Origin of the sequence: Pontibacter aquaedesilientis (genome assembly GCF_014773225.1) — a bacterium.
Taxonomy (GTDB): Bacteria; Bacteroidota; Bacteroidia; order Cytophagales; family Hymenobacteraceae; genus Pontibacter; species Pontibacter aquaedesilientis.
Genome location: NZ_JACXAJ010000004.1, coordinates 294757 through 306711 on the forward strand (window position 1 = coordinate 294757; position 11955 = coordinate 306711).

11 protein-coding genes are annotated in these 11955 nt (G+C 51.0%); 3 read left to right on the plus strand and 8 right to left on the minus strand.

Annotation, left to right across the window (positions count from 1 at the left end; translation table 11 throughout):
* Positions 1-149: 149 nt before the first annotated feature.
* From H9Q13_RS11345 to H9Q13_RS11370, 6 genes are all read right to left on the minus strand, one after another.
* Positions 150-1037 carry a cyanophycinase gene (locus H9Q13_RS11345; RefSeq protein WP_191183911.1) on the minus strand — a complete coding sequence of 296 codons (888 nt, stop codon included), beginning with the start codon at positions 1035-1037 and terminating at the stop codon, positions 150-152.
* A 12-nt stretch (positions 1038-1049) separates the two neighbouring features.
* Complete coding sequence (locus H9Q13_RS11350) at positions 1050-1472, minus strand: hypothetical protein (protein ID WP_191183912.1); 423 nt, start codon at positions 1470-1472, stop codon at positions 1050-1052.
* A gap of 18 nt (positions 1473-1490) precedes the next feature.
* On the minus strand, positions 1491-2363 hold the full coding sequence (locus H9Q13_RS11355) for a TIGR02587 family membrane protein (protein ID WP_191183913.1): 873 nt from the start codon (positions 2361-2363) through the stop codon (positions 1491-1493).
* A gap of 14 nt (positions 2364-2377) precedes the next feature.
* Entirely contained in the window at positions 2378-3148 is a 771-nt protein-coding gene (locus H9Q13_RS11360) for a transporter (RefSeq protein ID WP_191183914.1), read from the minus strand.
* Positions 3149-3708: 560 nt separating this feature from the next.
* Positions 3709-4449 carry a (Fe-S)-binding protein gene (locus H9Q13_RS11365; RefSeq protein WP_191183915.1) on the minus strand — a complete coding sequence of 247 codons (741 nt, stop codon included), beginning with the start codon at positions 4447-4449 and terminating at the stop codon, positions 3709-3711.
* A gap of 2 nt (positions 4450-4451) precedes the next feature.
* The gene (locus tag H9Q13_RS11370) at positions 4452-5297 is read right to left on the minus strand and encodes a hydroxymethylglutaryl-CoA lyase (protein WP_191183916.1); all 846 of its coding nucleotides are present in this window, start codon (positions 5295-5297) and stop codon (positions 4452-4454) included.
* A 368-nt stretch (positions 5298-5665) separates the two neighbouring features.
* Here H9Q13_RS11370 and H9Q13_RS11375 point away from each other — a divergent pair, with 368 nt between their 5' ends.
* The 3 genes from H9Q13_RS11375 to H9Q13_RS11385 all read left to right on the plus strand — a co-directional run bounded on the left by H9Q13_RS11375 (position 5666) and on the right by H9Q13_RS11385 (position 8739).
* Complete coding sequence (locus H9Q13_RS11375; RefSeq protein WP_191183917.1) at positions 5666-7096, plus strand: aldehyde dehydrogenase; 1431 nt, start codon at positions 5666-5668, stop codon at positions 7094-7096.
* Positions 7097-7213: 117 nt separating this feature from the next.
* On the plus strand, positions 7214-7609 hold the full coding sequence (locus tag H9Q13_RS11380) for a hypothetical protein (protein ID WP_191183918.1): 396 nt from the start codon (positions 7214-7216) through the stop codon (positions 7607-7609).
* 68 nt (positions 7610-7677) lie between these two features.
* Entirely contained in the window at positions 7678-8739 is a 1062-nt protein-coding gene (locus tag H9Q13_RS11385; RefSeq protein WP_191183919.1) for a CNNM domain-containing protein, read from the plus strand.
* 112 nt (positions 8740-8851) lie between these two features.
* On the opposite strand, the gene aceA is transcribed toward H9Q13_RS11385, so the two are convergent.
* Together aceA and aceB are read right to left on the minus strand one after the other, a co-directional pair.
* Positions 8852-10132 carry an isocitrate lyase gene (aceA, locus tag H9Q13_RS11390; protein ID WP_191183920.1) on the minus strand — a complete coding sequence of 427 codons (1281 nt, stop codon included), beginning with the start codon at positions 10130-10132 and terminating at the stop codon, positions 8852-8854.
* Between the two features lie 131 nt (positions 10133-10263).
* A complete protein-coding gene (gene aceB / locus H9Q13_RS11395; RefSeq protein WP_191183921.1) occupies positions 10264-11859 on the minus strand; it encodes a malate synthase A in 1596 nt (531 codons plus the stop codon).
* Positions 11860-11955: the final 96 nt, after the last annotated feature.

Below are 11955 nucleotides of genomic sequence, written 5' to 3' on the forward strand. Positions count from 1 at the left end.
TGAACAACCAGTAACCTCTTGTCTTTCACGCACAATAGTGGCACAGGAAGCTATCAAAACCTGGCCATAACCAAACGCAAGTCTGCTTATGGATGTTCATAAACTGAATACTGTTTAATGTTTAATGTTTACTGTTTATTGTTGACTGATCAAATGTGTAGTTGGTCGTATGTTGGCAACTCAAAGGTTTCTTTGTCGGAGAGCAGATCCACGCGCAGGTCACATACCGTGAAAGCCTCTCCAGTTTTGATCTGATGAATAGTTGATTTCGTGATGCCCGTTCCGTCCACCACCGTAACCAGCCCGCTGCCAATCACCTCGACCATTTTTCCTTTCGATACCAGGATGGCTGTGTCCTCTTCTATCCCTATACCTATGCAACCGGGATTGGTGGAAATTGCCTGGGCCATGCGGACAATTCGGCCTCGGGCTATAAAATGCGTATCAATGGCCACGTCCTTCACAAACTCCAGTCCGGTAGTAATCCGCACATCCCCCTTCAGCATACCGCCCTGGGTTTCTCCTTCGTAGATCATGGGCGTTGATAGGGCAGAAGCACCGGCGCTGGTTCCGGCAATGATGAACTCCTCGTAGGTATAGCGCTCTTTCAACAGCTGAACCAGGGGGGTGCCTCCCAGAATGGCTGTCAACCGGAGCTGGTCGCCGCCTGTAAACATCACGCCAGCCGCCTTCTCCAGTATTTTGAGGTAGGCAGGGTCACTGGCCTCTGTTCTCGACTTGATATTGATCACTTCGATATTTTTGACGCCTAGTTTTGCAAACAGCTTTTCATAGTCTTTGGCAGCCCCAACCGGATCGTTCGATGCCGTCGGAATTACGGCGATCAGCGGATTTTCACCTTTAAGCTCCTCCACAAAGCGCTTTTGTATTTCCTCTGCTATGAAGTTGACGTTCTGCTCTTGAACCTCGGTTTCCTCCTCAGTCGTTTTGCTTTCTTTTCCGCCGATGGCCAATACCTTTCCTTTCGGAACAGCCGGACGTTTGTGATGTGCGTGTTTGTCAGAGACTGTTTTCATAGTAAAGCTGGATCAAGGTCTTTTATAGCTCACTACCCTGGCCATCAGCGTATCCGCCTCTGCAGGGCTTTCTTTGAAATTCACCCAACCCTCTCTTTTTGACTCTTTGGGTGCGTATGCAATACTCAATTCGGCCTTTTCGAGTTGCTCCCCCCCTTTTTCCAACGACAGCTCTATCTGAACTTCTTCCGCTGTTTCGCCGCCTTGGTTAAGCACGACCACCCGGTAGCGCTGTGGCGCATGGGCCGATGGGTCATGAAAGTACTGCACCACCAGGTCGGGCGTAGCGGGTTTCTCGGTGTATGTCTGGTAACTGAGGTACCCCAGTATGCATAGCACCATCATTAAACTCACGCCGAACACGATCCATTCCAGTGCGTTTTTATCGTCATCGCCCGAGCCCTTGGCTTTGTATGCTCCTTTTTCTTCGGTCATCTATTTCTAATTCGTTATCTATTTAATCAATAATCTGCCCGCCGATGCCCCCAGGCTGGACAGCACACCAAGCACAATGCACTGCGCAAAGGCAACTTCAAAGCTCACACCATCGAAACGGCCGAAAAACCAGAGCAGGAAAGCCGATGCGGCCAGGGCCGTCAGATAACTCAGGCAGGTATCGAGGGTAATGGCAAAGGCTAGGTTGCCCGGCGCAAGCTTCCCGGTGCCCCTGAAGTCACTAAAGTATACCACCACGACACTCAACCCAATCGAGAGTAACGCCATGAGCAGTATGTGGTATGCATGGGCACCTACTGCCAATTGAATCACCTCCTCGGTTGGTGCCACGTTTCCACCCACGATCACGCTTCCGCACAAGGCCAGCACCACAAGACTCACCTTGCTCTTCAGCCCATTACGCCAACCTGCCTCTTTGGCCTCCGCCTTCACCTCGCTCTCCTCTTCCTCATCTCCTTCTGTTCCGAGCTGTGCCGTCCCGATTGACACGCCGATGGAAACGGCCATCGCCTCTATGATGATTTTGCCCATGATCTCATCCATCGACATATCACCGAACTGTATGAGGTTGAGCACAAACAGCACCCCAAACGAGAGCAGCAGTCCCAGGCCCATTTCCTCTATTGAGTCGATGAAGACGCTGCGCCAACTGGCACCGGGATGCATTCCGGCATAGCGGTTATAACCCAATAGTAACAGGTAGGTCATCGTCACCATTATGAGCAGTTGAAAAGGAGATGCAATGAATCCTGCCCACCATACCTCCATGGTATAGAGCAGCGGCAAACTGAATAGCAGTCCGCCAGCTATACCCCGGGCATACTCTTGCAGCGATTTACGGATGGGTCTTTTGTTTGTGTCTGGGTTCATAGGGTTTAGGCTTTTTATCGGGGCAACCTGACGGACAGGCCACTCGCCAGAAAGCTATGAGGCGCGGATTTGTTCAGCCTTCTGCCGGCCGCCACATCAAGCTGTAAGTTGGGCAGCAGCAGGTATAGCAGGCCCAGGTCGCCTTGGTGCGCGGCAGATTCACCCTTCGCTTTACTGCCAAACACTTCTACATACATCGTCAGTTTTTGAGTCAGCGCACGGGCCATGGTGGCGCTGTAAGAAGCGGAGGAGGTGCCGTCGGCCCGGCCATACCCCAGGTTATAGGTCAGGTCCGTTTTCCAGGGCAGCTCGTTGGCCAGGCTTAAAATAATCTGCGGCTCCGGGTTGTCAGGTCTGAAGGCCCGGCTGCCAACGGGTAGCACTACCATAGCCAGCACGGCCGCCTCCGGACGCCAGCCGCTCGCTTCCCATAAATGTACCTTGGTGCCGATACTGAGCGGACCGAATCCTTTCGTCTTTCGCTCGGCACCAGAAGCATCTACAGAGTCTTTCCATGCACTCTGCAGGCGCAGTTCCATCCCTTTTACCAAGCCAATACGCAATAAAGCGGTGGGATAGGCATGTGTTTTAACCTGACTATTCTGCTTCTGGTAAAAGTAACCTGCTTCCAACTGAAAGGTTTTCGCGGGCACTACAACTGGTCCTTGCGACTGGTCGGGGCGGTCAGTGGAAATTTTCTCCCCCTCCTCCTGTGCCTGCGCTATACCTGGCAGGGCAATCAGAATAGACAGAAAATATAAATATCCTGTAAAAGTTGAATTCATCGCACGAGCCGAATAAAGCGTTTTATAAACTAATGCGCTTTATACGCTACTGTGAGCGGTAGGGAGCGATTATGACAGATAAATGTCATTTTAGTTGCCGCTGCGTGCCGGCCATTGCATGTAGTATGCCCCTTATACCTGTGGTATTGATCGGAGTTAGTGGATAAAGAAAAGCAATGATTTGGCCAAATAGACAGGGCCAGTAGAAGGAGAGGAATAAATGTTGAGGGGTAAAGGGAGCCGGTTCCAACCGCCTGCTTTTTTTAAATAACAGAGACCGACTCCCCTCTATAAACATGGCAACCCGCTAAACGCACCCCAGATAGCGGCATCACCATGGTTCAGTTAAAAACAACGTATTGCAAAGCAGCAGGTCTCAGGAGACCAGAAAGCAGCGATTCAACCAACCTAAAATCAAAGCTCCAAAGCTGTCTTGCGCGTGTTCCGTCCTCCTTATACGAAGTATACTCCGGAGGGTAAACCTAAAAAGTACCAAATGGCTATTCGCCGCCAATTTTAAGTATAAGCCCGTATAAATTAAGTGTTTATACGTTATCGAACTACCAGCCACTCGCCAGCACGTCGGCTATGTGCAGGGTCTTGATCGGCTTTTTGTTCTTTTGGATATAGCCGTTGAGGTGCATCAGGCAGCTGCTGTCTGTGGAGATGATGTAGTCGGCGCCGGTGGCCAAAGCATTTTCTACTTTTTGCTCGGCCATCGCCACCGAAATCGACTCGAACTTCACGGCGAAGGTGCCGCCAAAGCCACAGCAGGTTTCGGTGTCCTCCATCTCGATCATCTCCAGCCCCTGCACACCTTGCAACAGCGCACGCGGCCCTTCCTTGATGTGGCACTCGCGCAAGGCGCTGCAAGAGTCGTGGTAGGTCGCCTTGCCATTCAGCCGGGCTCCCGGAACTTCAGTCACCCTGAGCACATCGGTCAGGAACTCTGTCAGTTCATAAACCTTCTTCTGCATGGCGCGGTACTTCACCAGCTTAGAGGATTTGACGAAGATATCCTGATAGGCGTTGCGCACCATGCCCACGCAAGAAGCCGATGGCGCTACAATGTAATGCGAGGTCTCGTTAGAGAAATCATCCAGAAACTTGTTCGCTACCTCGCGGGCCTCGTCGAAAAAGCCGGCATTAAAGGCGGGCTGTCCGCAACAGGTCTGGTTGGGGTTGTAGTTCACCTCGCAGCCAAGCCGCTCGAGCACTTTCACCATGCTCATACCGGTCTCTGGGTGCAACTGGTCTACAAAGCAGGGTATAAAAATATCAACGATAATTCTTCTTGCCATAATCAGGAAAAAACGGAGCTCGAGGCCGCCAGGGCAGCGGCAAAGGCTTGCTTGTTCAGGCCCAAATTTAAACCATTATTTTCGAAGTAGTCGACCAAATTTTCAGTCGCCATATTGCCTACCAGTTCGTCCTTGGCCATTGGGCAACCGCCATATCCTCTTAGGGCGCCATCAAAACGACGGCAACCAGCCTTGTAGGCAGCGTCCACTTTCTCTTGCCAGGTCGTGGGCGTGGTATGCAGGTGCGCCCCGAACTCGATGTGCCCGAAGGCAGGGATCAATTCACTGAACAGGTAGGTGATGTTCTCTGGATTAGATACCCCAATGGTATCGGAAAGCGAGATAACTTTTACGCCTAATTTGTCGAGGTCCTGCACAAACCGGATAACCGTCTCAGCATCCCAGGGATCTCCGTATGGGTTACCGAAGCCCATGGAAATGTAAGTGACCAATGCTTTGCCCTGCTTGCCGCAGATGTCCTGTATATGGGCCAATTGATCCATGGCCTCCGCAATGCTTTTATTCGTGTTGCGCTGCTGAAACGTCTCGGAAACAGAGAGTGGGAAACCCAGGTAATCGATCTCCCGATGCGAGGCAGCCTCTTCTGCACCGCGCACGTTGGCGATAATGGCCAGCAGCTTGGACTTCGTGTTTTTCAGGTCCAGGTTAGCCAGCACTTCCGCTGTGTCTGCCATCTGAGGTATCGCCTTCGGTGAAACAAAACTACCGAAGTCGATGGTATCAAAACCCACATTCAGCAACATGTTGATGTAATCGATCTTCACCTCAGTAGGTATAAACTTCTTCAGCCCCTGCATAGCATCGCGTGGGCACTCAATTATTTTCATGGAATTATCTTTCGTTTAGCAATAGGTTGTGTCGCCTCCCCAAATATACAAATTAGAATCAACTCAAATTATTACATTTTATAACTAAAAATTTTTATATCTGACTTCATTCTTATATATTTTGCTTGTCAAAACCGGTGTGCAAACTATAATATAACATTGTTTAAACACTCCCAGAAATATGGCAATAACCCAGAAGCAGCTGGTACAGATTGTTTGGGTTGTAACCGGAACGTTATATCCGGTAGCCAATAAGTTTCTGAGGAAGGTTTACCGGTTAAGTTTAAAAGTAAAATATATACCAGACACTTTTAATTTGGAAAGTGCTGGCCTCCTGATACTACACCACTCTTACATATTCACCCGCTATGAATTCATTCAATACTTTTACAAACCAACACCCGCCTGAACAAGAGACAGGCCCGGTAGCCATAAAGGAACTGCTCCAGCGGCAACGTGATTTTTTCGCCGGAGGCCATACCGTGGATCTGGCTTTCCGGAAATCTCAATTGCGCTTGCTCTTGCAGGCGATCAAGTCGCACGAGCAGGAACTGATGGATGCCATGTATGCAGACTTCCGCAAACCGGCCTTCGAGACATATACCACCGAGGTAGGTTTCGTGGAAATGGAATTACAGCTCGTTCTGAAAAAATTGGAGAAGTGGTCCAGACCCCGGCGTGTCAGCGAAACTTGGCTCAACTTCCCGGCTAGTAGCCACATCTATTCCCAACCGTATGGTGTAGCGCTCATCATTGGTCCCTGGAACTACCCGCTGCAGTTGGTTCTCAATCCGCTTATCGGAGCCATGGCTGCCGGCAACTGCGCCATCGTTAAACCGTCCGAGTTGGCACCTGCCACCTCTGCCGTAATTAGCAGGCTGATCAATACCACTTTCAACCCGGCCTATGTGGCGGCTTTGGAAGGAGGCGTTTCTACTACCAGGAATTTACTGGCCCAACGGTTCGATTACATTTTTTTCACGGGCAGTACACAGGTCGGGCGACTGGTCATGAAAGCTGCCGCCGAGCACCTCACTCCCGTCACGCTGGAGCTGGGCGGCAAGAGCCCTGCCATCGTGGCCGAAGACGCTGATCTAGGCCTGACTGCCCGGCGCATTGCGTGGGGCAAATTCATGAACGCCGGCCAGACCTGTGTGGCCCCGGACTACGTGCTGGTGCAGGAACAGGTGAAAGACGAACTGATCGAGCAACTGCGGATCGCCATCACCCAGTTTTATGGGCCCGAGCCGGAAGCCAGCACCGACTTTGCCCGCATCATCAACGACCGGCATTTTCAGCGGCTCAGCAATTACCTGCAAGACGGATTGGTGCGCATCGGCGGACAGACCAACCCAGCCAGCCGCTACATATCCCCCACCGTGCTCGACCAGATAACCTGGAGCCAACCAGTCATGCAGGAAGAGATTTTTGGCCCCATTCTGCCAATTCTCACCTATAGCAAATTGAACGAAGCCATCGAGCAGGTCAACACCGGTGAAAAACCGCTGGCACTCTATTTCTTTTCCAGTAACAAACATCAACAGGACTGGGTACTTGAGCAGGCACATTTTGGGGGTGGCTGCATCAACGATACTATGTCGCACTTGGCCAACCCCAACCTACCATTCGGAGGAGTCGGGGAGAGCGGAATTGGCAGCTACCATGGCCAGTCGAGTTTCGATCTTTTTTCGAACCAGAAGAGCGTTGTGCGCCGTGGCACCTGGCTGGACATTCCGTTGCGCTACCCCCCATACGGCAATCGTTTGAAGCTTATCCGAAAGGTTTTCAAGTGGTTGTGAGCACACTTGCACACGGTTGATAGTTAATATGGAGCGGGTGGTTTTATATACTGCCCGCTCCATGTATATAATTGCGCGAATGCTCCGTATATGAGGGCAGGACACTTTATACGAACTATGGAAAACCTGATAGAATACCTGGACGAATCACTCATTCCGCTGGAAGAAAAAGTAAAGGAATATCTGCACATCGAACGCGACATCCGGCTGCTGGAAGTAGAGTTGCTGTCACTGCAAAGCATCAAGCCTGACTTCAACCCGGAACAGCACGGTCTGGAGCACAGCACCGACAAAGATCAGCAAGGCAGCACACTCAACGACAAGGAGCAGAAAATGGTGGAGCTGTTGGATAAGTACAGGCAACTGCAACAGGAGGTGATTGCCATACTGCCCGAGAAGAACAAGTTTGTGGAGTTGAACCTGGGCTATGGCCCCAGTCTGGTCGGTTATTTTACAATAGACCCCGAAACGCATATTGCGCTCGAAGAACCTGTGCTTCGCGTAGTACACTAAACTCAGTTCTGATCCGGAAGGTATAGCAGACGCTATACACCCACATTTTCTCACCAATAAATGACCTCATGGGCTTACTCATTTTATACTTATCTATTGCGCTCGTCTTTTCCTTTTTATGCTCCCTGCTGGAAGCTGCTCTTCTTAGTATCACCCCTTCGCATGTGAGCATCACAGCGCAGGAAGACCCCGCGCTCGGCAAACATCTGCAGGAGTTTAAAGACAACATCGACCGTCCGCTTGCCGCCATCCTCACCGTCAACACCTTTGCGCATACCATCGGCGCGGCAGGTGTGGGTGCACAGGCGCAAATCATCTGGGGAGAAGAGTATTTATCTATTATCTCTGCCGTCCTCACCATCATCATCCTTATTTTTTCGGAGATCATACCGAAGACACTCGGGGCTAATTACTGGAAGCAGCTTACCCCTTTCACGGTCACCACGCTGCGCATTATGATCTACTCGCCTCTTTATCCACTTATCATTCTGTCACAGTTCATCACCAAGCGGCTGAAACGGGACAAGAACAAGAGTGTGCTGAGTCGGGCTGACTTCACCGCCATGGCAGAGATCGGCATAAAAGAAGGCATCTTCAAACGCGGTGAATCCCAGATTCTGCGCAATGTCCTCCGCTTTAACCAGATCCTGGTTCGCCATGTCATGACGCCCCGAACGGTGATATATGGTGCACAGGAAGAAATGACCATCCTCGACTTTTTCAAGCAAGCCAAAACGCTGCGCTTCTCTCGTATACCGCTTTATAAGAACAGCTTGGATGACATACACGGCTATGTATTGAAAGATGACGTGCTGTCCAAACTCATAGACAACCAGGGTAGCCAGCCGCTCAGCAGCATCCGACGCGATATTGAAGTGGTTACCGAGTACATGCCTATACCTGAGTTGTTCAGCCGTTTGCTCAAAGAGCAGAACCATATTGCGCTCGTAGTGGATGAGTATGGGGGCACGGCTGGTATTGTCACTATGGAGGACATCATTGAGACACTGCTCGGCATGGAGATCATGGATGAAATGGACAACGTGGAAGACATGCAGAAATGGGCCCGCGAAAACTGGGAAAAACGGGCAAAGGGAATCGGTTTCAAAATAGAGGAAAACCCTAAATAAGTACCCCTTGGATAGGTGAATAAAACAAAGCCCTGCCACTTCGATGCTTGAAGTGGCAGGGCTTTGTTTCAGGTATAGTCAAGGTATAGCCAAGGTATAAGCTCAGATTAAATTAGTGAAATTGCTCTTCCTCTGTTGAGCCGACCAAAGCCGCAGTGGAAGCAGCGCCAGAAGTCACGGTATGCTGGATGGCGTCGAAATAGGCGGTTCCAACGAAAGCCTGGTGCTTCACAGCTTTAAAGCCATCCTGCACGAGACCAAACTCACGCTCCTGTAACTCTGAATAACCCGCCATACCCCGTGCCTTGTAGGCTTTGGCCAGTTCGAACATGCTGGTATTGAGTGCATGGAATCCGGCCAGCGTAATGAACTGAAACTTGTACCCCATCTGCGCCAACTCTTCTCTAAAAGTTTCCATTTCGGCTACACTCAGCTTGGCAGCCCAGTTAAAGGATGGGGAGCAGTTGTAGGCCAGCAGTTTACCTGGAAACTCTGCATGAATCGCCTCTGCAAAGTGACGGGCCTGCTCCAGGTCTGGTTTGGAGGTCTCCATCCAGATCAGGTCGGCATAGGGCGCATAGGCCAGGCCGCGGGCTATACCCTGCTCCAGGCCGCAGTTCACTTTATAAAAACCCTCACTGGTGCGCTCCCCCTTGATGATGAAAGCATGATCGCGTGGGTCAATGTCACTGGTGATCAGGTTGGCAGCGTCAGCATCTGTACGGGCTACCAGCAGGGTCGTAACACCCATGACGTCCGCTGCCAGTCGTGCAGCCACCAATTTGTTGATGGCCTCCTGGGTAGGCACCAGCACTTTGCCGCCCAAGTGTCCGCATTTCTTGGCTGATGAAAGTTGGTCTTCGAAATGCACCCCGGCAGCCCCTGCCTCAATCATCATTTTCATGAGCTCAAAGGCATTGAGGTTGCCGCCAAAGCCCGCCTCGGCATCCGCCACGATCGGCACCAGCCAGTCTACCTCCCCCTCTCCGGTCACGCTTTGGATCTGGTCGGCACGAATAAGCGCGTTATTAATCTTTTTAATGACATTCGGCACACTATCAGCCGGGTACAGGCTTTGATCCGGATACATATGCCCGGCCAGATTGGCATCTGCCGCCACCTGCCAACCGCTTAGATAGATGGCATTCAGACCAGCCTGCACCTCCTGCACCGCCTGATTGCCCGTCATAGCTCCCAGCCCTGCCACGTACTCTTCGGAGTGTAGCAGCCGCCATAGTTTCTCGGCCCCGTTTCGGGCCAGGGTATACTCAATCTGCACAGAGCCCTGCAGTTTTACAACCTCATCAGCGGTATACGGTCTTTTTATACCTGCCCAGCGTGGGTTCACTATCCAGTCATTCTGGATAGCCTGTATTTTTTCTGTCCTGTTCATGATAGTTTAAAAGTTAGAAAGTTTAGAAGTTTGGAAGTTTGGAAGGTGGAGAAGTTGGGAAGCCTATAGAGCTGAAAGTGAGGAGTTATTTCCTGTAAACTTTCTAACTTTCTAACTTCCCAACTTTCTAACTAATCCATGTACTTGTAAGCCGGAAGGGTGAGGAATTCGACGAAGCAGGTCGAGAGCACCAGTTCGGAGAAGAGTTGGGAGGCACGCTCGAAGTGGCAGTTCTTGAAGCGGGCAAGGCCTACTTCTTCCTTAATGTTCTCCGTTTCCTCTTTTATGAGCCGCAGCACGCGCTCTTCTGTGATCGGTGTTCCATCATCGGTACTGGTATTGTTGTGATGCAACCACTGCCATACCTGCGCCCGGGAAATTTCGGCAGTGGCGGCGTCTTCCATCAAGTTATGGATAGCGGCAGCGCCTGTGCCACACAGCCAGTTGCCCAGGTATAGAATGCCCACATTGATGTTGAGTCGTAGCCCAGCCTCTGTAATCTTACCGCCTTCGATGCTAAAATTGAGCAGATCTTCAGCCTTCACGTTTACCTCTTCGCGCAGCACTTCTTTTTGATGGGGCTTGTTGCCCAGCACCTTGTCAAATGCCTCACGCGCTACAGAAACCAAGCCAGGGTGTGCCACCCAGGTACCGTCGAAACCATTTTTAGCCTCAAAGTCCTTATCCGCTTTCACCTTCTCAAAGGCAGTTTTGTTCGCCGCCGGATCGTGCCGGTTGGGGATGAACGCTGCCATACCGCCCATGGCATGTGCACCGCGTTTGTGGCAGGTCTTGACCAGCAGATCGGTGTAGGCTTTCATAAAAGGCACCTGCATTGTAATGGCCGTGCGGTCGGGGAATAGAATATCGGGTTGGTTGCGGAACTTCTTGATGGCACTGAAAATGTAATCCCAGCGACCGGCGTTCAGTCCGACGATGTGATTCCGCAGTTCATACAGAATTTCCTCCATTTCAAAGGCCGCGGTAATCGTCTCGATCAGCACGGTTACTTTGATCGTGCCAACAGGTATACCCAAGGCTTCCTGCGCTGCAACAAACACCTCGTTCCAGAGCCTGGCCTCCAAGTGACTCTCCAGCTTAGGCAAGTAAAAGTAAGGACCAGAACCCCGGGCAATCAACTCTTTGGCATTATGGAAAAAGGACAGGCCGAAATCGAACAGGGATGCTGAAATTGGCTTCCCCTCCACCAGCAAATGCTTCTCGGGCAGGTGCCAACCCCTTGGCCGCACTTTGAGCAGGGCCACTTTCTCCTTCAGTCTGTATACCTTGCCATTCTGGTATTCAATGTTTCGCCTGACAGCGTCGCGCAGGTTAATCTGACCCAGCACCACATTTTCCCAAGTGGGGGAGTTTGCATCCTCAAAGTCTGCCATAAACACATCGGCGCCGGAGTTGAGAGCGTTTATCACCATTTTTCGGTCTACCGGTCCTGTAATTTCCACGCGGCGCAGCTGCAGGTCGTCAGGTATAGCCCCGATCCCCCAACTTCCTTCCCTAATCGCTGCTGTTTCCGGTAAAAATTGTGGAAACTCCCCGGAATCTATCCGCTTTTGGCGTTCGGCCCTATCCCGTAGCCGTTCTTCCCGGGTAGCATTAAACCGCTGGTGCAGCGTCTCCAAAAACTCAATGGTTTCCGGTGTCAGGATTTCTTCCATACCTTTCACTGGTTTTCCTACAACTTGGGCAGAGGTGGTCTCTAATATCATAACTATAATTTTACTGTGTTAAACTATAACTTTTGATTTTATACGCGAACATTTATATTTTGGCGAATTTTCGCTAATTTAATTTTAGATGTTTTT